Genomic DNA, 18,338 nt, shown 5'->3' with positions numbered 1-18,338 from the left:
GATGAGCGACGACACCCCAACCCCGGATCAGGCACCCGGTGCCCCACACCCGCGCGAGACACTGCGCCTGTTTGGTCAGGACGCGGCGGAACAGGCTTTTCTGAGTGCCTATACCTCTGAGCGTCTGCACCATGGCTGGTTGATTACTGGTCCACATGGCGTTGGCAAGGCGACGCTGGCCTGGCGGATCGCGCGGTTTCTACTGGCAACACCTCCTACCGAGGATGACGGGCTATTTGGTGGACCGCCACCGCCCGGTAGCCTTGAGATCGATCCTGAACACCCCGTCGCGCACCGTATTCAGGCCGGGGCCGAGCCCGGCTTGGCCGCAATTACCAGATCTCTGAACGATCAGGGGCGGTTGCGTAATGAGATTGTGGTTGATGATATCCGCAAGCTTGGCAAGTTCTTCGGCCTTTCCTCGACTGACGGTGGTCGCCGCGTTGTGATTGTGGATGCCGCGGATGAGATGAATGTCAGCGCCGCCAACGCGCTGTTGAAAATGCTCGAGGAGCCCCCGGCCCGCACCACCCTGCTGCTGATCTCGCACCAGCCGTCGCGTCTGTTGCCGACAATCCGGTCGCGGTGCCGGACACTGCGCCTGTCTCCGCTGGGATCTGAGAATATGGAAGCCGCGCTGATGCAGACCGGCACAGAAATGCCGGGACAGGCGGATCATTTGGCTGCACTGGCTGCCGGGTCCGTGGGTGATGCGGTGCGCCTGATAAACCTGGGCGGGCTTGAGATTTACGCCGAGCTGATCGCCATTCTGGGCACCCTGCCCCGCATGGACCGCCAGCGCGCGCTGGCCTTGGCCGAGGCTGCTGCCCAACGTGGCGCGTCCGAGCGGTTTGAACTGTTACTGACGTTGATCGACGTCGCCCTGTCCCGGCTTGCGCTGACCGGTGCAACCGGCGTGGCCCCGATGCCCGAAGCCGCTCCGAACGAGGCAGAGACACTTGCCCGCCTGTCGGCCTCACCGCAGCAGGCCCGCAAATGGGCGGAGGTCGCCGCGGTGATCACCGCACGTGCGCGTCATGGGCAGGCGGTGAACCTTGACCCTGCCGCTCTGGTCCTAGATACGGTGTTCAAGATACAGGAAACCGCCGGTCAGAGCAGATGAGCAATACGCCCGAAATCACCGACAGCCATTGCCATCTGGACTTCCCCGATTTCGAAGGTCAGCTGGATCAAATCATCACAAACGCAACCGAAGCCGGTGTGACCCGCATGGTGACCATCTGCACGCGCTTGCGGAACGAACCAACCGTCCGCGCCATCGCCGAGGCCCACGCGCCTGTCTTCTACGCTGCCGGCACCCACCCGATGAGTGCCGCTGATGAACCGATGGCATCGGTCGATGAACTCGTCGCCTTGTCCCGGCACCCCAAATTTGTAGGTATCGGCGAAACCGGGCTGGATTATCACTATACCGCCGACAGCGCAGCAGTGCAGAAGCAATCCTTGCGGGTGCATATTGAGGCCGCTCAACGCACTGGCCTGCCTTTGATCATTCACGCCCGTGCCGCCGATGACGACATGGCACGCATTCTGGCCGAGGAACACCGCAACGCGCCCTATTCCTGCGTGATGCACTGCTTTTCATCTTCTGCCGAACTGGCCAAAGCCGCCCTTGAGTTGGGGTTCTATTTGTCGATGTCCGGCATCGCGGCCTTCCCCAAAAGCCAGGAGCTGCGCGATATCTTTGCCAGGGCCCCGGTTGACCGCATCCTTGTTGAAACCGACGCGCCATACCTGGCCCCACCCCCGTATCGCGGCAAGCGGAACGAGCCCGCCTATACCGCCCACACAGCGCGCAAAGGGGCCGAGGTGTTTGGGATGGATTACGTCGATTTTGCTGCCCATACGCAGGCAAATTTTGACCGGTTGTTCACCAAAGCAGCGACCTACAAGGCGGCTGCATGACCGAATTGCGATGCACCATCCTTGGCTGCGGATCATCCGGCGGCGTCCCCCGGCTGGGCGGGCATTGGGGCGACTGCGATCCCCAGAACCCCAAAAACATCCGTCGCCGCTGTTCGATGCTGGTGGAACGGGACGGCACGGACGGTACAACCTCGGTGCTGATCGACACCTCCCCCGACATGCGCAGCCAATTGCTCGATAGCGGAACCGGACGTCTGGATGGGGTGATCTACACCCATTCGCACGCCGATCACGTCCACGGCATTGATGACCTGCGTATGATCGTGTTCAATATGCGCGAGCGCGTGCCCGTGTGGGCTGATGGCGACACGCAGAACGCCTTGCTGGGACGGTTCGGTTACGCCTTTGTCCAGCCCGAAGGTTCACCCTACCCGCCGATCCTTGACCTGAAGTCCATCGACGGCCCGTTCGAGGTGGACGGCCCCGGCGGCCCGATCCCGTTCCAGCCATTCAAGGTCAACCACGGCTCGATCGACTCGCTTGGTTTCCGGATGGGCAACCTAGCGTACCTGCCGGATGTGGCGGAAATCTACGAAGAGGCCTGGCCGATGATGGAAGGGTTGGATTGCCTGGTCATCGACGCGCTACGTCGGAAACCTCACCCGACCCATGCGCATCTGGAAAGGACCCTGGGCTGGATCGAACAACTGAACCCCAAGCGCGCGGTTCTGACCAACATGCATATCGATCTGGACTATGCCACGGTTGATGCGGAAACCGCCGACAACATCACCCCAGCCTATGACGGAATGGTGATCCATCAGGCGCTTTAAGATCCCACGCAACCGACCTGGGACGCAGAAATTTTGCGTCGGCCCAGCCTGCAAAGCGGTGCCATGCTTCAAAGTCTGATCGACGTCATTCTACCGGTTTTCCTTGTGATCGGAGCAGGTTATGCCTCGACACGGTTGGGGTACTTCAAGGAAATTCACATCGATGGGTTGATGAAGTTCACCCAGGGCTTTGCAATCCCATGCCTTCTGTTCCTTGCAATCTCGCATCTGGATCTAAGTGCTAGTTTTGATCCCCGGCTTCTGGTCAGCTTCTATTCAGCAGCTGGCCTGTGTTTCACTGCTGGTCTGTTCGGAGCACGGTTGATCTTTGGCCGGGATTGGGAAGATTGCGTTGCCATCGGGTTTTGCTGTCTGTTCTCGAACTCTGTCCTTTTGGGACTGCCAATTACCGAACGCGCATATGGCCCCGAAAACCTGACCGGCAACTATGCGATCATCGCCTTCCATTCACCCTTTTGCTACGGCGTTGGCATCACGGTGATGGAGGTTATTCGAAATCGCGGCCAAGGTGGCCCCCGCATGGTCAAATCCATCTTGTCGGCCATGTTCCGCAACGCACTGATCCTTGGCATCGCGCTGGGTTTTGCCGTGAACCTGTCAGGTATCGGCATACCTGCGGTCGTGGACGAAGCGCTGGGCCTTGTGACCCGCGCCGCCCTGCCCGGGGCGCTGTTCGCGCTTGGCGGAGTGCTGGTAAAATACAAGCCTGAAGGTGACCTGCGCGCCATCGCCTTTGTCTGCGCAATATCACTGATGCTGCATCCCAGTCTTATCTGGTTATTCGGCTCAACAGTTGGTCTGCCGCAGGACCTGTTCCGCTCGGGCGTGCTGACGGCAGCGATGGCGCCCGGTTTTAATGCTTACATCTTTGCCAATATGTACGGACGGGCAAAACGGGTCGCGGCCTCGTCCGTTCTGGTCGGAACCGGCGTCTCGATCCTGACAGTCTGGCTTTGGCTGACATTATTGGGATAGCGTGACGTCCCACGGATTGACTTTGCACCAGCCGGACACACCTAACTGAAAAGCCACAGGATACCCCTAAATGCCGCACGCCCTTATCGTCGCCCACGGCCAACCCTCAGACCCGACCCCTGCCGAAGCGGCGCTAGCTTCCTATGCGGCAGAGGTCGATGCGTATTGCGATGGCGTCAGCGTTCATTCAGCTACGCTTGCTGCGCCTGGAATGCTGGAGGCTCGTTTGGATGAATTGCCCGACGGCACTGTCATCTATCCCCTTTTCATGGCCAAGGGGTGGTTTGTGACGAGCGCACTGCCCAAGCGTCTGGGTGATAGAGACATCCAAATTCTGGACCCGCTGGGCGTTGACCCTAAACTCCCCGCTTTGGCTGCGGGCGCGTTGCAGGATACGCTGTTGGGCAAGGGGTGGGACGCGGACAAAACGGATCTGGTTCTGGCGGCACATGGATCGGGCCGCAGCCGCAATCCATCAGCTGTCGCCATTGAGTTTTCCAGAGAACTGGCCCGGTGCATGACCTTCCAATCCATCCGCGTCGGTTTTGTGGAAGAGGCCCCGTCCATTACAGAAGCCGCGACCGGGGCTGGCGATCAATCTCTGTGCTTGCCCTTCTTTGCCTGCACCGGCGGGCATGTTTTGGAAGACGTGCCGCAGGAACTGGAGCGAGCGCGGTTCAAAGGCCACTTGATGCCGGTTGTCGGAGAGCTTCCCCCGATCAAGCGCCATATTGCGGGGGCTCTGACACGGGCTTTTGCGCTGGGTTAACTTAAATACCCGCCCCGCGCGGAATCAGAAGTCATTGCGAACTGGCCGGCTTCAGCCCAGTAGCCGCAAGTGCCGAGTACAGACAATGCCGCGACCGCCCCTGCCGCTTTGCCTCGTACAGCGCCTGATCCGCTGCATTCAGCAGCTCTGCCGCATCCGGCGTGCCGAACTGCGTGGACAGTGCCGTTCCGATGCTTGCTGAAATCTTGCACGGAGCACCCTGAAACATCATGGGCTGGCATAGCCTGCTGATCAGGCGCCCTGCTATGTCAGACAGGACACTTTCGTCGACCAGACCTTTGAAAATTATGACAAACTCATCACCACCGATCCGGGCGACCGTGTCTTCATTTCGTGTCTCTTCCTCCATAATGCGCGCGGCCTGTTGCAACACAAAGTCCCCCGCCGCATGGCCAAGGTGGTCGTTGACACTTTTGAAGAAATCCAGGTCCAAATGCATAAGCGCGAAGACGGAATTACCCGAGATCAGGTGGCCAAGAACCACATCCATCGCGCGGCGGTTTTTTAACCCCGTCAACATGTCTGTCACCGCCTGTTCTTCAGCGGCCAGCATAGCTCCCTGCAATCGCAGGTTCAGTGAGCGCGATGCCTCCATCGCAGCTGTTTTCGCCTCAACAAGATACAGCAGTTCGATCGCCAGATCCGTGCCAGAGAAATCCGCGCTAGTCAGGGCATAGTCACGAACGGCGTCCAGTATCGAAATCCCGAAGGACAGGTTGATGATCGCTCCGTTCCCTTTTGGCAAAGGCGCGATCAGCCCCGTCAGCGCGGTCCGGGGTTCGTCGTGAAACTTCAGATGCACCTTGCAACCGGTCAGAGAAAGCAGCGCGGAAATCGTTGTCACTGCTCGTGGTCTTACCAGTTCAAAAACGTCCAGAAAGCCGCGACCCCGCATCGGATGGTCCGGGCGAAGCTTTTGCAGCGTTGGTCCCGCGTTTACGATCCTTCCATTGTCGTCCACCATCACGAACATGGGGCACAATGTGTCCAAAAGGGCTGAGAGTTCAGAAGCTTGCATCATGACTTGCGCGCCCCAAGATCGAACTGACGCCCTTCGGCAAAGGCACTTTCCACAAGGACAATCGTGATGACCTCGGCGTCGCCCTGCGACCCTTCATGCGACAGCATGGCCAATGCACCATAGTCATCCGCAATTGCCCGCAATACGCCCACCATCACGCTGGAATATCCCGGCAGGCCAGGATAGCAGTGCAGATGATATTCTGCTGGTGACACCTCGCGCAGTTCCAGCATCGGCAGGCGCAGATCGGAAACCGCAAGTCGGGCGCGATCTGACAAGTCATCCAGTGAGTGCAGAAACTCGGCATACGTCACACCACCGAACCGAAGCAGTCGGCGCAAATCTTCCATATTGGGGTGCGACACCAGATAGGTTCCAAGATCCTCCAGTATCTCGGCCCGTGGGCGATTCAGGTCAGCACATAGCGCGTCCAAAACCTGCGCGGTCATGGCATCGTCATAAAGCAGCATTGCCTCAAACTCGGCAAAACCCAGGCCCGCAGCCTCGGTCACCCGCAGCCAGCAGGGTTGTCCATATGTCGCGCAAACAAATGATTGTATTGCCCGATTGATCAGACCATGCATGAGATGCCCCAAATTGGTTACGCCCCAATCTGGACAGATAATCCTTAACAAATAGCCAAAAAACACGTTGTATTGACGGCAATCCGACAGAGTCTCAATCTGGAAGTCACTGTTGTTACATTAGAAATCCGTCGGCGCGCCACCCTCGGCCTTTCGGCGGGCAACAAAGTCCTCCAACTCCTCGCGAATCCCGTCATCTATCGGCGGGGGCTCAAAGCTGGTTACGATTTCCTTGAACATGTGGTGGGCGCGCTCAGCGGTCCAGATACCGCCAGCCACGTCCCAACCTTCATAGTTTTTCCAATCGCTCAGGAAGGGTTGGTAGAATGCGGTCGTGTAGCGGTCCTGGGTGTGTTGAATACCAAAGAAATGGCCATCGTTCCCGACAGACTTGATAGCATCCAGCGCGATTTCGTCTGGGCCTGTCGCTGTAATTTCTGGTTGCATATACCTTTGGATTTGCTGCAGAATTTCGCAATCCATGATAAATTTTTCGGGGCTCGCAATCAGCCCGCCCTCAAGCCATCCAGCCGCATGATACACCATGTTGGTACCCGACTGCACAGCAGCCCAAAGTGAGTTCGACGTCTCCCAAACAGCTTGCCCATCGGGTACGTTCGCCGCACACACGCCCGAAGACCGCATCGGCAAACCATAGTATCTTGCCATTTGGCCGGTCATCTGGGTTGAGCGCATATATTCGGGCGTTCCAAATGCAGGTGCGCCGGATTTCATGTCAACGTTGGAGGTGAACGTCCCGATAACACAGGGAATTCCCGGCCGGACATATTGGAACAGCGCAATTGCGCACAGCGCCTCAGCCAGGGATTGCGCAACCGCGCCGGCCATCGTAACCGGCGCCATCGCACCGGCCAATGTGAACGGCGTCACGACAATTGCTTGCCCGCGCCGCGCAAGACGCAGGCAGCCGTCAATCATCGGATGGTCGTGTTTCAACGGTGAGGTCGAGTTGATGTTGGTATACATCCGCGGGGTCGCTTCGAACTCTTCATGGCTGTGACCTCCAGCGATCCGCACCATCTCCATCACGTCCTCAACGCGTTCCTTACCCAGCGAATAGGCATGCATCGCCTTGTCGGTCAGCGTCAGCTTGTCATAGAGCACGTCCAGATGTCGGACGCTGGCGTGGATATCGACCGGCTCGACCGGATAGCCCCCCGCAAAGTGGATGCAGTTGAAGTACTGCGTCAGCTTCAGCAAATTCCGGCACATCTCGCGATTTCCGGCCACCTTGGTACCAATCTCAAGATCCCAGTAGTTCGGAGGAGAAGACACGTTCCCGAACAACAGGGTTTTGCCACCAACTTCAATCGTCTTGTCAGGATTTCGCGGCGTGATCGTGAACTTTGATGGCGCTTTGGCCACCATTTCCATCACAAAGTCACGACCCATGCGAACGTTGTCGCCATTGATCGTACAGCCTGCCTCTTTCAGGATGCCAAGGGCTTCTTCGTTGTAGAACTCGATCCCGATTTCTTCGAGGATGCGCATGGCCCCCTCGTGGATCGCTTCGATTCCAGCTTGGTCCAGCGGTTCGGTGGGTTTGTCGGTATTGATCGGCGGGTTCCACGGCATTTGGTCGATCACCGCGCTGCCCCTGCGCGCTGCCGCACCTGCCCGTCCCCCTCCGCGCCGTTTGCGAGTCTGTGTGTCAGCCATTGGATCCCTCCGGAACTTGCTTTCTTCAAGCAAGCCCTGAAGTCGACCCAGTGGCCGCTCTGTCTGCGACAAGGTTTGTCGGTTTTATTACTTGGACAGTCGAATTCAGCCGAAGCTGGATCAGTTTTCTGCCAACCAGGCGGGAATGTGACCGATGTCCGGCAGCACGACATCTGCCATCGGCGCAAGCGCCTCCGCCGGGGCCAGCCCGGTTAGCACCCCAATTGTGGTCATTCCCGCCGCACGCCCGGCCTGAAGATCATGAAGGCTGTCCCCCACCATCGCCACACGCGACGGGTCGACACCAACATGGGTCGCAAAGGCAATCAATTGCCCGGGTCCGGGTTTGAACCCATGGCCGCTGTCGTAGCCAGCAACAAAATCGAAGTGGTCGCGAATCCCGACCGAGGCGAGATGTTGCAGCGCAGGCATTTCCCCGTCGTTCGTGGCCACGCCCAGTTTTAGGCCCGCCTGCCGCAAAGCATCCAGGAAGGGAACCAGAGGAACAGCCGGGGCCTGTGTCGCCATCGCCGATTCCGTGTTCAGAGTGTCAATCAGCTCATCGCTGGGCATATCCGGGAAAAAGGGTGCAAGGACTTCGGCGATCTCCTCGACGGTCCCCGCGATCACGATGCTGTCGTCGGCATATTCTTCCGAAACCGGATCAAACCCGATGGCCTGGCCCAGTTCGGCGGCCCGCTTTAGGTCGCCATCTGACAGCTTTTCCAACACGCTGCGTCCGAAACCACCCCATGTGTCCGCAAAGTCAAACAGTGTTCCGTCCTTGTCGAACAAGATCGCATCGATGGGCATTACATGCTCCTGTCAGTGAATTGAATCAGGTCCAGTGAACGTCGCCACCAGACAAAACAGCCCGTGCCTGACCCGGCAGGTCATAGGGCACGGAATTGTCGTCACAAAAGGCGATCACCCACGAATCGTCAAGCATCAAGAATTCAAGAACCGAACTCAGGAATTCCGACTCTGATGCGCGAACCCGCAGATCCTCGGTGGATGCGCCCGTCGAGCCCAGAAAAATCGGCAGCAACTCGTCATTCCCGACCAGCCAGCCAAGGACGTTCAGGGCAAGCGTTTCGGCGGATTGGGCGGTGATCGGCATAAAGAGGCCTCGGAAATGCACTTGGAAAGGGTTTGTTAACTAGACTCATAGACACTTTGGCAACGCATGCAATCAACGGTGACAGATATGTCCGTGCAGGGAACCATTCTTGTCCTCGACGGGACTTCGACCAATCGCATTATGCTAAAAGTTCAGCTGACAGCCGCGTGGTATCACGTGGTTCAGGCTGAAAAGCTGCAGGGGCTGGCCGGGCTGCTAAGTCGCACACGCCCCGATCTGGTGCTGGTGGCACAAACGCTACCCGATGGCTCGGCTGCGGACGTCAAAAGACTGGTGATGGCCAACCCGGAATTGGCCGATGTACCGGTCGTTGCAATCGCCCCGCAGAACGACAAGGCGGCAAGATTGCAGGCATTGGCGGATGGGTTGGACGACGTGCTGGCGGCCCCGTTCAAGGACACCCTGCTTCTGGCGCGAATTCGCAGCCTTCTGCGCGCGCGCGCCGATACGCAAGAGCTTCAGCTGGGCGACGGATCACATCCAATCGGATTTGCAGAACCCTCGACTGTGCTGATTATGCCGCCGAAATCGGCCCATGTGGCCATACTGACCCAGAGCGCCCGGATCGGGACATTGTGGAAAACCGCATTGTCCGAGCGATCACATCACAGCATAAGCACACATGCAGCTTCGAACATGCGCGTCTTGTTGTCGGGTCCGGTGCCGGATGCGATTCTGGTCGAAATAGGAACGACTGCCGCGGGCCTGAATACGCTGGCGGATCTGAAGTCACGGGGGGCAACTCGGCATACCGTATTGATCGCTGTCTTGGCCGATGAAAATGCGACAATGGCGAGCGAGGCGCTGGATCGTGGCGCTGACGCCGTTTGTATGGGGGGGTTCTACGTCGAAGAAGTTCAACTGCATCTGGATAACCAGATCGCGCGAAAGGCCCGAATGGACCAGATGCGCGCCTCATTAAAGCGCGGGCTGGCCGAGTCATGGGTCGATCCGCTGACCGGATTGCACAACCGCCGTTATGCTATGCAAGCTATGGATCAGATGGCACGACAACCATCGCAAACCGGTCACGGTTTTGTTGTCATGCTGGCAGACCTGGATCATTTCAAAACCATCAACGACCGTTTTGGGCATGTCAGCGGCGACCAGGTTTTGACCGAGGCCGCAAAGCGCATGAAGCGCACGGTTGGCGCGGCGGGTTTTGTCGCGCGCATCGGGGGGGAGGAGTTTATGATCGGCCTGCCTGACAGCTCTCAGGCGGGGGCGATGGATCTGGCGAAAACCCTGCGCGACTGTATCAGCAAGACACCATTTTCTCTGCCCGATACCACAGCCCCCGTGCCTGTCACCATTAGCATCGGCCTTACGGCGCCGATCCCGCCCCTGCCCCCTGGTGACCCGGTGGAGCGGTTGCTGAAATCCGCCGATACTGCGCTTTATGCAGCCAAGAAGGCTGGTCGCAATCAAGTAAGGATCAGGCAGAGCGCTGCCTGAGACCCTCAGTCCTTTTTCTTGTGGCCACGCGGGCCGCGTTTAACTACCTCTTCCAGCCGGTCGGCATAAACCAGACGCTCTTCATCGCTCATGGCTTCTACCCGAGCCAACCACTCTTGCTGCAGGGCATTCTGCAGGTCCGCCATAGACTGCGCTTGCTGGTCTAGCAGGGCTTGAACCACCGCAGCGTCAAAGGGGTCTGCGCGCAAGGCAGTGCTGAGCTGCGCAAAGTCCTGGGACCGGTTGCTTGCACCCTTTTTGTGACGGTCAAAAAGCTCGCTGCGCATCGCTTTGCGTTCTTCCTTTGGCAAAGCGCGGTAAAGTGCCGAGCCGAACCCGGGCGGAGCCTTCGCGTGATCCCCCCCTTTGACCCGCAGCGCGGTCCCCAGGGCGACACCAACAATCAACAGGTTCAGTGCCAGTGAAATGACCAACAGAACCGACATCCACCGGTTTTTGGGTTTGGGGCTATCGCTCATTCGGCGTCCTCCAGAAAACTCGTATCCAGACTTAGGTCAGCGACCACGAAACTAACATCCTGCGCGTAAATGTAATTGGCGGGATCAGGCAGAAATGCCGGTGCTGAAAAGCCGATCCAGACGCCCGCCATACTGGCAGCAACCAAACCGCCCATTCCCTGCCAGCCGCCAAACCCGGCCAGCAGGCGCGCCCACAAAGAGTTTGTCTTTGGCTCATCTGGCTTCAGGCGACCCAACCGAACAGATTCCGCGTCAGTGAGAATGCGCACAGCCAGATCATCCGGCAACTCATGCCGATCCTGCCGGGCTTGGGCGAACAACAGATCCAGATTGTCTTTGTCGTCAGTCATCGTCGTACCCCAATTCATCACGTCGCCCGGCCAGAATCGCCGCTAACGACCGTTTTCCTCGTGCCGTAAGGCTTTCCACCGCTTCCACCGAAATGCCCATGATCCCAGCGATTTCAGGGTTGGGCAATTCCTCAATATGCCGCAAAACAACAGCTTGTCGCTGACGTTCCGGCAGTTGTGACAGCGCCGTTTGCAGCGCGTCCTTGCGGGCTGCGTCCTGCAGCTGATCTGCCGGGCTGGCCTTTTCATCTTCGGGCTCCGGCACATCCGCCAGCCGGTCCGGCGTCTTTTTGCGGCGCAGATCAACGCACAGATTTAGCGTCACGCGATAAAGCCACGTCGATACTTTGGCCTGACCGGGTACCCAATCGGGTGCCATCTGCCACAGGCGCATCATCGCATCTTGTGTCACATCTTCAGCCTCGGCGCGGTTGCCCAGAAACCGAAGGGCCACTGACAAGCTGCGCGGCGCAAGCCGATCGGTGAGCACGCGAGCCGCTGCAGCATCGCCATCGGCAAACTGCCTAAGCAACACATCGTCGCCCAATTCGTCCGCGGCGTAATCCACGCCGCGAACGTCTTGTGGAGCAGAGGTCAGGTCCTCCATCCCGCATCAGCTGTCGTCAGAGTCCGCTTTCCCATGTTTCTTGTGGCGCTTTCCCATTCTGTCTTTTGCATCGGCAAATTCCTCTTCCGAGATGGCGCCGTCCTCGTTCGCGTCGATCCGGTCAAACATCTTGTCAGCACGGCGCGGCTTGGGCAACTCGTCCTCGCTCAGAAAACCGTCCTTGTTGGCATCGTTGCGTTCAAACATCTTCGTTACACGGTCGTTGGCCTTCTTTTGACCTGCTGCCTGCATCTCTTCGACGCTCAGCTGGCCGTCGCCGTCGGTGTCGGCATTGGTGAAACGCTGATTCCGATGAGCCTGCATTTCTTCCTTGGTCACTTGCCCGTCACCGTTCGCATCGAGCTGTTGAAAGGTCACAGGTTCGCGATCTTTACCGCCTGCGGCGAAAACGGATGTGCCAGTGATTGCCAGTGCTGACACAATGATTGCCGGAATGAATTTGGCGCTTTTCATAACGTTTTTCCCTTGTTTTCGCGGCGCCATTGCCGCTGCTTACATAGGTTCAAACGGGGCAGGCATCCCATTCCGTCGCAGGAAGTGAAACTTTTTTAAAAACGTCATGGCGATGCAAAGCGACGCACCCCCTTTCCCGAAGCCACAAACAAGCGTTATATCCTCATCATTGGAACGCGCGAGTATCAACATGACAGATCAGACGATCGAAACCCACGATGTAGAAGACCGCCCGACAAAGCCAGCACTGGTCAAAGGGTTCCGTTGCCGTTGCCCAAATTGCGGCGAAGGAAAACTGCTGCACAGCTACCTCAAGGTTAACAACGAATGTTCGAATTGCGGACAAGAGCTGTTTCACCATCGCGCCGATGACGGGCCGGCCTATCTTACGATTCTCCTGGTGGGTCACCTGCTGGCACCGGCGCTGCACTTATCTTATGTCCATTGGCGCCCTGATCCCCTGACGTTGTTCCTGGTCTTGGCATTTGGTTGTACCGCCCTGTCATTATTCCTGCTGCCACGATTGAAAGGCGCAGTTGTCGCCTATCAATGGGCACGTCGCATGCACGGCTTTGGCCAGTCCGCGTGATCTTGGACCGCATGTTGGACAACGGATGACGGTGGATAAAACAGCCATACGCGACGCGGCGACAGTCATTGTTTTGCGGGATCGTCTGACTAATCCATCCATCCTGATGGGGCAACGCGGCGCAAAAGCCGCGTTCATGCCCAACAAGTTTGTCTTCCCAGGCGGCGCTGTCGATGCGTCTGATGCGGATGTTGCCCTGTCAACGGATCTGCCTGCTGTGTGCTGTGACCGCCTAGCGGAACGGTCACAAGCTGGGCTGCAGAATGCCTTGGCGGCGGCGGCGATCCGAGAGCTTTGGGAAGAAACCGGACTGATTTTGGGCCAACCCGGCGATTGGGCAGGCCCGCTGACCGAAGATTGGGCAACTTTTGCGCAGATGGGATACCGCCCATCGGCACAAGCACTTCAGTTCGTCTTTCGTGCCGTCACCCCCCCTGGGCGACCACGCCGGTTCGATGCACGCTTTTTCCTGGTAGACGCCACTGCAATACAGGGCGATCTGGATGATTTCAGCCACGCCTCGGACGAGCTGTCGCATCTGCAATGGGTGGCGCTGGACCGGGCACGCGAATTCGACTTGCCGTTCATTACCGAAGTGGTGCTGGCCGAAATCGCCGCTCGGGTGACAGACCCAACGCCACCTGAAACCGTTCCGTTCTTTCTGAACAGTGAGGAGGAAAGCCTTTTCCTCAAGCTTCGCGGCTATCCCATGCCAGAAGCAGACTGAGGGCCAGAGGCCCCCAGATACGTTATTTCATTCGGCTGATTACTACGGTGACTTCGGGCTTTTTGCCAATCTCGATCTTTGCTGTTTGGCGAACGATCCGGCGTATTGCCTCTTCCAGTTTGTCATCGTCGCGCAGGGTTTTGGCATCGGCCCGCATCAGGAACTGATTCAGGTCTTCTTCCAGAACTTCAACCAATGCAGCGCGGGACGATCCAATCTCGGACAGACCCATCGTATCGCACCACGGCTCGCCCAGTGGTTCGTCCTCTTCGTCCAGAATGACCGTAACAGTGACGTGCCCGTTCAGCGCCATACGAATCCGGTCACGCACCACCCCATCCAGGGCGCCAACTTTGACCGTGCCATCCAGATAGGTCCGTCCGGTTTCGACATAGTCAACAACCCTCGGCGCATTCCCTGTCAGATCCAGCATGGTGCCGTTTACGGCCAGAATACCGGTACGCCCACCAGCTTCGGCCAGTTTGGCATGCTCGCGCAGGTGACGATGTTCACCGTGCATCGGAATGATCATCTGCGGATCGACAAGCCCGTGTACTTTCTCAAGATCCGGACGGTTGGCGTGACCAGACACATGGTACAGGCCCGCACTGTCATCGACCACATCCACGCCCTTTTCACTGAGCTGGTTCATGATGAAAATCACGCCACGCTCGTTGCCTGGGATGGTTTTGGACGAGAAGAGAAACAGATCGCCCTCTTTCAGTTCCAAGCCGCGGTATTTGCCCCGCGCAAGTTGTGCGCTGGCCGCGCGGCGTTCTCCCTGGCTGCCGGTGACGATCAGCATCAGGTTCTGGCGCGGCATGTCCACAGCCTCTTCAGCGCTGACGACGCGTGGAAAGCTGGTCAGAATGCCCGTTTCGGTCGCGGCTTCGATCATCCGGCGCATCGCGCGACCCAGCAGAACGACCGAGCGCCCCGCCCGTTCGCCCGCCTCGGCCAGTGTTTTCACACGTGCGACATTCGACGCAAATGTGGTGGCAACAACCATGCCGCTGGCTTCCTCAACCAGCTTGGTGATCTCCGGACCGACCTCGGATTCCGAACGACCCGCATGGGGGGAAAACACGTTCGTACTGTCACACACCAGCGCTTTGACGCCAGACTTGGCAACCTCGGCCCAGAGATTGGGGTCAAAAGGTTCACCCACGATCGGATTTTCATCCAACTTGAAGTCGCCGGTATGTACGATCCGCCCCTCTGGCGTGTCGATCACCAGGGCAGCGCTTTCGGGGATCGAATGCGAGACCGGTAGGAAACCTACCTTGAACGGACCAACGGAAATCTGTTCGGGCCAGGCCGATGCAGTATGTACGGCATCCTCGGGGTGTCCATGCTCTTCCATCTTGCGGCGCGCGATGTTGGCGGTGAAGGCCCGTGCATAGACAGGCGCACCCAGCGCCTCATAGCAATGCGCCACAGCGCCCACGTGGTCCTCGTGTGCGTGGGTTACGAACACGGCCTCCAACCGGTCGGCACGTTCGCGCAGCCACGAGATGTCGGCATGGATCAGGTCAACGCCCGGGGTGGTGTCCATGTCGGGAAATGTCACGCCCAGATCCACAAGGATCAGCCGTTCCTGCCCGGGTTTGCCATAGCCGTAGACATAGGCATTCATGCCAATTTCGCCGGCACCACCCAGCGGTAGGTAGATCAATCTTTCGCTGCTCATGTCGAGCCATTGTCCTTGTTATAGCGATGTATCACGGTCAGGCCGTGCATCGTCAGATCATCTTCGATTGCGTCAAACCCCACGTCCGCCTGATCGAACAGCGGCGCGAGCCCACCGGTTCCAACGACTTTCATCGGCATTCCGTATTCCGCCTTGATCCGGGAAATCAGCCCCTCGATCAATCCGGAATAGCCCCAATACACGCCGGATTGGATACAGCCAACCGTATTCGTGCCAATCACATTTTCAGGGCGGGTGATATCAATATGTGGCAAGGCAGCCGCGCCCTGATGCAATGCCTCGAGGCTGAGATTTACGCCCGGCGCAATGATGCCGCCGACGTAAGCCCCATCCGCTGCAACCACATCAAAGTTCGTCGCCGTGCCAAAATCTACAACAACCACGTTGCCGCCATGCCGGTCAAACGCAGCCACTGCGTTGGCCAGACGATCCGGGCCGGGCACTGTGCCCTCGTCAACACGCGGATTCATCGGCAGCAGGCAATCGGGCTTGCCCACGACAAGCGGCCGACACCCAAAGAACCGATCAGCAAAGACCCGCAGGTTGAACACAACCCGCGGTACGGTCGAGGCGATGATCACATCAGTGATTTCAGCCTCGATCCCATAATGTTTCACCAGTGTCGAATACCACGTGAAATACGCATCCGCCGTGCGCGCATGGTGGGTCGAGGTGCGCAAGGTGCACAGAAACCTTTCACCGTCCCAGATCGAGAACACAGTGTTCGTGTTGCCGCAATCAATAGCCAGAAGCATCTGAGCCTCCTTCAGAAAAACACATCCGCCGCCGGAATACTGACGCGGCCTTTGGCGGTGTTTAGGACAAGGTTGCCCCCTGCGTCCACCGTTTCAAAGGTTCCAACCGTTTCCGACGCTGCGGTACGGGCAGTGATGACCTCACCCAACTTGGCAGCCCGGGCCAACCACGCGGTCCGGATCGGTTCAAACCCGTAAGTCACGAATTGGTTCTCGTATCCGGCATAGGCGACAGCCAGTTCGGTCAGGAAATCCTCGGGCGTTACGTTGGCTCCGGCTTCCGATAATAGGGAAACCGGTCGAACAGCGCCGGGTTCTACCTGATCTGTTCCGGGTGACTCAGACAGGTTCACGCCTATGCCTATGGACAAGTGCGAGACGCCGCGCCCCTGCCCTGTACTTTCCAACAGAATACCCGCCAGTTTGCCGCCGTTCAGCAAAACATCGTTGGGCCATTTGAGAGACAAGCCTGTCGCCCGACCCGTCACTGCAACGCAGGCGTCAAACAGCGACAGCGCAGCCACAAAGCTGCGCAGTGCGGCCTGTTCCGGATTTCCCTGTGGCCGCATCAATAGGGTCGCGGCCAGATTTCCCTTGGGATTGGCCCACGCCCGACCCCGCCGCCCACGCGCCGCCGTCTGGTGATGCGCCATGATCCAAACCGGCCCTGTTGTAGTCGGGGCCATGCGGGCGGCCTCGTTCAAGGTGCTGTCGACCTCTTGCAGCACGTGCAGGCCGTATCCCTGTGGCCAGTCTGTCATGTCAAAAAGGCCCGGTCCGCTGACCGAGCCCCCAATTTTGATGTGTTACGCTGATCAATTGACAAGAGTAGCCGCCGCAGCTGCCGCCGCGCCTTCAATACCGAACTGATAAAACACGCCCACCAGCATCAACGCGGCCGAGCCCATCAAAGCAACCCACAGAACTGGCGAAGAATGCGTTTCGATCGGGTCCTCGTTTTCGGCCCCGAAATACATGTAGAACACGATCCGCAGATAGTAAAAGGCACCAATAACAGACGCGATGGCTGAGGCGATCACCAGCCCGGTCAGGCCCGCGCTTACGCCGGCCTGCCAGACACCGAATTTGGCGAAAAAGCCCAGCATTGGTGGGACGCCCGCCAGGCTGAACATCAGGATCAGCACCGCCAGCGCCTTGCCCGGTTCGCGTTTGGAATATTGGCGCAGGGCGTCGATGTCCGTGACCGGTTTACCGTCCCGCTCCATCATCAGAATGAAAGCGAAAGTGCCGATATTCATCGTCACATAGATAGCCAGATACATCAGCATAGCCTTGATGCCCAACTCGGTTCCCGCAGCCAGTCCGATCAGCGCATAGCCCATATGGGCAATCGACGAAAACGCCATCAGCCGCTTGATGTCACGCTGGCCAATCGCTGCGACCGCACCCAACAGCATCGACAGGACCGAGAGCAAGACGATCACCTGTTGCCAGTCCTTGATCACACCACCAAAAGCGTCGTGCATTACGCGTGCGAACAGGGCCATGGCAGCCACTTTCGGCGCTGTGGCAAAGAAAGCGGTGATAGGCGTGGGCGAGCCTTCGTACACATCCGGTGTCCACATATGGAACGGCACAGCGGACACTTTGAACGCTAGACCCGAGATCAGGAACACCAGACCAAACAGCAGGCCAACCGAAATCTCACCATCCTGAACCGTTTGAATGATACCCGAGAACAGCGTCGTGCCTGTAAACCCATAAACCAGCGAGGCACCGTACAGCAGCAGGCCCGAGCTGAGCGCACCAAGCACGAAGTACTTCAAACCGGCCTCGGTCGATTTGGCACTATCCCGGCGCAGCGCGGCCACGACGTATAGCGACAGTGATTGCAGTTCCAGCCCCATGTACAGCGACATCAGATCGCCAGCGCTGACCATCATCATCATGCCGACAGCGGCCAGCGCAACCAACAGAGGGAATTCGAACCGCAGCAGATCCCGACGCGCCATGTATTCCTGGCTCATCACCAGAATGGCAGCCGCTGATAGCAGGATCGCCACCTTCGAGAACCTTGCGAACCCGTCATCAACAAACATGCCATTAAACGCGACATTGGTACCATCGCCGTTGGTCGCGATCCAAATCGCCAGCAGCGCCATCAACCCAGCGGTTGTCCAAACCAGCAAAGGTGCCAGCCCGTCTTTCGTCGTGTAGACAGCCGCCAACAGCGCCGCCATCGCATATACGGCCAGAACAATCTCTGGCAGGATTATCGTCAGATCAGCCTGGATCATG

Annotated in this window: 21 protein-coding genes; 8 read left to right on the top strand and 13 right to left on the bottom strand. The window is 58.3% G+C overall.

The window, feature by feature from the left end; all coding sequences use genetic code 11:
- The first annotated feature begins 1 nt into the window (after position 1).
- From AC2FLA_RS00330 to AC2FLA_RS00310, 5 genes are all read left to right on the top strand, one after another.
- Positions 2 to 1,123, top strand: coding sequence for a DNA polymerase III subunit delta' (locus AC2FLA_RS00330; RefSeq protein WP_496719620.1), 1,122 nt, complete (start codon positions 2 to 4; stop codon positions 1,121 to 1,123).
- On the top strand, positions 1,120 to 1,926 hold the full coding sequence (locus AC2FLA_RS00325; protein ID WP_496719618.1) for a TatD family hydrolase: 807 nt from the start codon (positions 1,120 to 1,122) through the stop codon (positions 1,924 to 1,926). Before AC2FLA_RS00330 ends, AC2FLA_RS00325 begins: the two co-directional genes overlap by 4 nt.
- Positions 1,923 to 2,720 (top strand): MBL fold metallo-hydrolase, encoded by a 798-nt coding sequence (locus AC2FLA_RS00320; RefSeq protein WP_496719616.1) that lies wholly within the window; start codon positions 1,923 to 1,925, stop codon positions 2,718 to 2,720. Before AC2FLA_RS00325 ends, AC2FLA_RS00320 begins: the two co-directional genes overlap by 4 nt.
- Before the next feature lie 63 nt (positions 2,721 to 2,783).
- Positions 2,784 to 3,716: an AEC family transporter gene (locus AC2FLA_RS00315; protein WP_496719614.1), complete on the top strand. Its 933-nt coding sequence runs from the start codon at positions 2,784 to 2,786 to the stop codon at positions 3,714 to 3,716.
- A 70-nt stretch (positions 3,717 to 3,786) separates the two neighbouring features.
- Complete coding sequence (locus AC2FLA_RS00310) at positions 3,787 to 4,485, top strand: CbiX/SirB N-terminal domain-containing protein (RefSeq protein ID WP_496719612.1); 699 nt, start codon at positions 3,787 to 3,789, stop codon at positions 4,483 to 4,485.
- Positions 4,486 to 4,516: 31 nt separating this feature from the next.
- On the opposite strand, the gene AC2FLA_RS00305 is transcribed toward AC2FLA_RS00310, so the two are convergent.
- From AC2FLA_RS00305 to AC2FLA_RS00285, 5 genes are all read right to left on the bottom strand, one after another.
- Positions 4,517 to 5,527, bottom strand: coding sequence for a diguanylate cyclase domain-containing protein (locus tag AC2FLA_RS00305; protein ID WP_496719610.1), 1,011 nt, complete (start codon positions 5,525 to 5,527; stop codon positions 4,517 to 4,519).
- Positions 5,524 to 6,111 (bottom strand): heme NO-binding domain-containing protein, encoded by a 588-nt coding sequence (locus AC2FLA_RS00300; protein ID WP_496719608.1) that lies wholly within the window; start codon positions 6,109 to 6,111, stop codon positions 5,524 to 5,526. Before AC2FLA_RS00300 ends, AC2FLA_RS00305 begins: the two co-directional genes overlap by 4 nt.
- Before the next feature lie 120 nt (positions 6,112 to 6,231).
- A complete protein-coding gene (locus tag AC2FLA_RS00295; RefSeq protein ID WP_282119200.1) occupies positions 6,232 to 7,791 on the bottom strand; it encodes a trimethylamine methyltransferase family protein in 1,560 nt (519 codons plus the stop codon).
- Between the two features lie 120 nt (positions 7,792 to 7,911).
- Positions 7,912 to 8,604: an HAD family hydrolase gene (locus AC2FLA_RS00290; protein WP_496719606.1), complete on the bottom strand. Its 693-nt coding sequence runs from the start codon at positions 8,602 to 8,604 to the stop codon at positions 7,912 to 7,914.
- Positions 8,605 to 8,629: 25 nt separating this feature from the next.
- Positions 8,630 to 8,911 carry a DUF3572 domain-containing protein gene (locus AC2FLA_RS00285; protein WP_496719604.1) on the bottom strand — a complete coding sequence of 94 codons (282 nt, stop codon included), beginning with the start codon at positions 8,909 to 8,911 and terminating at the stop codon, positions 8,630 to 8,632.
- Positions 8,912 to 8,998: 87 nt separating this feature from the next.
- Between AC2FLA_RS00285 and AC2FLA_RS00280 the strand changes: the two genes are divergently transcribed.
- Positions 8,999 to 10,387: a diguanylate cyclase gene (locus AC2FLA_RS00280; protein WP_496719602.1), complete on the top strand. Its 1,389-nt coding sequence runs from the start codon at positions 8,999 to 9,001 to the stop codon at positions 10,385 to 10,387.
- Between the two features lie 5 nt (positions 10,388 to 10,392).
- Here the strand turns inward: AC2FLA_RS00280 and AC2FLA_RS00275 are convergent, their stop codons facing one another.
- The 4 genes from AC2FLA_RS00275 to AC2FLA_RS00260 are packed head-to-tail and all read right to left on the bottom strand — an operon-like array spanning position 10,393 to position 12,297.
- Positions 10,393 to 10,866 carry a periplasmic heavy metal sensor gene (locus AC2FLA_RS00275; protein ID WP_496719600.1) on the bottom strand — a complete coding sequence of 158 codons (474 nt, stop codon included), beginning with the start codon at positions 10,864 to 10,866 and terminating at the stop codon, positions 10,393 to 10,395.
- Positions 10,863 to 11,216, bottom strand: coding sequence for a hypothetical protein (locus AC2FLA_RS00270; protein ID WP_109310457.1), 354 nt, complete (start codon positions 11,214 to 11,216; stop codon positions 10,863 to 10,865). The genes AC2FLA_RS00275 and AC2FLA_RS00270 overlap by 4 nt, the downstream gene beginning before the upstream one ends.
- Positions 11,209 to 11,823: an RNA polymerase sigma factor gene (locus AC2FLA_RS00265; protein ID WP_496719598.1), complete on the bottom strand. Its 615-nt coding sequence runs from the start codon at positions 11,821 to 11,823 to the stop codon at positions 11,209 to 11,211. The genes AC2FLA_RS00270 and AC2FLA_RS00265 overlap by 8 nt, the downstream gene beginning before the upstream one ends.
- A gap of 6 nt (positions 11,824 to 11,829) precedes the next feature.
- A complete protein-coding gene (locus tag AC2FLA_RS00260; RefSeq protein ID WP_058279674.1) occupies positions 11,830 to 12,297 on the bottom strand; it encodes an EF-hand domain-containing protein in 468 nt (155 codons plus the stop codon).
- A gap of 190 nt (positions 12,298 to 12,487) precedes the next feature.
- Here AC2FLA_RS00260 and AC2FLA_RS00255 point away from each other — a divergent pair, with 190 nt between their 5' ends.
- Both AC2FLA_RS00255 and AC2FLA_RS00250 read left to right on the top strand, forming a co-directional pair.
- On the top strand, positions 12,488 to 12,886 hold the full coding sequence (locus AC2FLA_RS00255) for a DUF983 domain-containing protein (protein WP_496719597.1): 399 nt from the start codon (positions 12,488 to 12,490) through the stop codon (positions 12,884 to 12,886).
- Positions 12,887 to 12,911: 25 nt separating this feature from the next.
- Positions 12,912 to 13,613, top strand: coding sequence for an NUDIX hydrolase (locus AC2FLA_RS00250; protein ID WP_496719596.1), 702 nt, complete (start codon positions 12,912 to 12,914; stop codon positions 13,611 to 13,613).
- A 22-nt stretch (positions 13,614 to 13,635) separates the two neighbouring features.
- On the opposite strand, the gene AC2FLA_RS00245 is transcribed toward AC2FLA_RS00250, so the two are convergent.
- Genes AC2FLA_RS00245 through nuoN form a run of 4 tightly spaced genes read right to left on the bottom strand, consistent with a single transcriptional unit; the run spans position 13,636 to position 18,337 of the window.
- Complete coding sequence (locus AC2FLA_RS00245) at positions 13,636 to 15,303, bottom strand: ribonuclease J (protein WP_496719594.1); 1,668 nt, start codon at positions 15,301 to 15,303, stop codon at positions 13,636 to 13,638.
- Positions 15,300 to 16,079, bottom strand: a complete 780-nt coding sequence (locus AC2FLA_RS00240; protein ID WP_058274409.1) for a type III pantothenate kinase — start codon at positions 16,077 to 16,079, stop codon at positions 15,300 to 15,302. The genes AC2FLA_RS00245 and AC2FLA_RS00240 overlap by 4 nt, the downstream gene beginning before the upstream one ends.
- Positions 16,080 to 16,090: 11 nt before the next feature.
- Positions 16,091 to 16,840, bottom strand: coding sequence for a biotin--[acetyl-CoA-carboxylase] ligase (locus AC2FLA_RS00235; RefSeq protein WP_496719592.1), 750 nt, complete (start codon positions 16,838 to 16,840; stop codon positions 16,091 to 16,093).
- 54 nt (positions 16,841 to 16,894) lie between these two features.
- Positions 16,895 to 18,337 carry an NADH-quinone oxidoreductase subunit NuoN gene (nuoN, locus tag AC2FLA_RS00230; RefSeq protein ID WP_058274407.1) on the bottom strand — a complete coding sequence of 481 codons (1,443 nt, stop codon included), beginning with the start codon at positions 18,335 to 18,337 and terminating at the stop codon, positions 16,895 to 16,897.
- Position 18,338 lies beyond the last annotated feature (1 nt).

The organism is Ruegeria sp. CDSA033 (genome assembly GCF_059612305.1).
The sequence above is the reverse complement of the archived record's forward strand: the minus strand, read 5'-3'. Positions and strand labels throughout refer to the sequence as shown.

Excerpts from the sequence above, each read along its gene's own strand:
- AC2FLA_RS00245 (WP_496719594.1), bottom strand. The coding sequence starts at position 15,303 with ATGAGCAGCGAAAGATTGATCTACCTACCGCTGGGTGGTGCCGGCGAA.
- AC2FLA_RS00310 (WP_496719612.1), top strand. The coding sequence starts at position 3,787 with ATGCCGCACGCCCTTATCGTCGCCCACGGCCAACCCTCAGACCCGACC.
- AC2FLA_RS00285 (WP_496719604.1), bottom strand. The coding sequence starts at position 8,911 with ATGCCGATCACCGCCCAATCCGCCGAAACGCTTGCCCTGAACGTCCTT.
- AC2FLA_RS00265 (WP_496719598.1), bottom strand. The coding sequence starts at position 11,823 with ATGGAGGACCTGACCTCTGCTCCACAAGACGTTCGCGGCGTGGATTAC.
- AC2FLA_RS00290 (WP_496719606.1), bottom strand. The coding sequence starts at position 8,604 with ATGCCCATCGATGCGATCTTGTTCGACAAGGACGGAACACTGTTTGAC.
- AC2FLA_RS00235 (WP_496719592.1), bottom strand. The coding sequence starts at position 16,840 with ATGACAGACTGGCCACAGGGATACGGCCTGCACGTGCTGCAAGAGGTC.
- AC2FLA_RS00240 (WP_058274409.1), bottom strand. The coding sequence starts at position 16,079 with ATGCTTCTGGCTATTGATTGCGGCAACACGAACACTGTGTTCTCGATC.
- AC2FLA_RS00320 (WP_496719616.1), top strand. The coding sequence starts at position 1,923 with ATGACCGAATTGCGATGCACCATCCTTGGCTGCGGATCATCCGGCGGC.
- AC2FLA_RS00250 (WP_496719596.1), top strand. The coding sequence starts at position 12,912 with ATGACGGTGGATAAAACAGCCATACGCGACGCGGCGACAGTCATTGTT.
- AC2FLA_RS00255 (WP_496719597.1), top strand. The coding sequence starts at position 12,488 with ATGACAGATCAGACGATCGAAACCCACGATGTAGAAGACCGCCCGACA.
- AC2FLA_RS00260 (WP_058279674.1), bottom strand. The coding sequence starts at position 12,297 with ATGAAAAGCGCCAAATTCATTCCGGCAATCATTGTGTCAGCACTGGCA.
- nuoN (WP_058274407.1), bottom strand. The coding sequence starts at position 18,337 with ATGATCCAGGCTGATCTGACGATAATCCTGCCAGAGATTGTTCTGGCC.
- AC2FLA_RS00275 (WP_496719600.1), bottom strand. The coding sequence starts at position 10,866 with ATGAGCGATAGCCCCAAACCCAAAAACCGGTGGATGTCGGTTCTGTTG.
- AC2FLA_RS00325 (WP_496719618.1), top strand. The coding sequence starts at position 1,120 with ATGAGCAATACGCCCGAAATCACCGACAGCCATTGCCATCTGGACTTC.
- AC2FLA_RS00315 (WP_496719614.1), top strand. The coding sequence starts at position 2,784 with ATGCTTCAAAGTCTGATCGACGTCATTCTACCGGTTTTCCTTGTGATC.
- AC2FLA_RS00300 (WP_496719608.1), bottom strand. The coding sequence starts at position 6,111 with ATGCATGGTCTGATCAATCGGGCAATACAATCATTTGTTTGCGCGACA.
- AC2FLA_RS00280 (WP_496719602.1), top strand. The coding sequence starts at position 8,999 with ATGTCCGTGCAGGGAACCATTCTTGTCCTCGACGGGACTTCGACCAAT.
- AC2FLA_RS00305 (WP_496719610.1), bottom strand. The coding sequence starts at position 5,527 with ATGATGCAAGCTTCTGAACTCTCAGCCCTTTTGGACACATTGTGCCCC.
- AC2FLA_RS00295 (WP_282119200.1), bottom strand. The coding sequence starts at position 7,791 with ATGGCTGACACACAGACTCGCAAACGGCGCGGAGGGGGACGGGCAGGT.
- AC2FLA_RS00330 (WP_496719620.1), top strand. The coding sequence starts at position 2 with ATGAGCGACGACACCCCAACCCCGGATCAGGCACCCGGTGCCCCACAC.
- AC2FLA_RS00270 (WP_109310457.1), bottom strand. The coding sequence starts at position 11,216 with ATGACTGACGACAAAGACAATCTGGATCTGTTGTTCGCCCAAGCCCGG.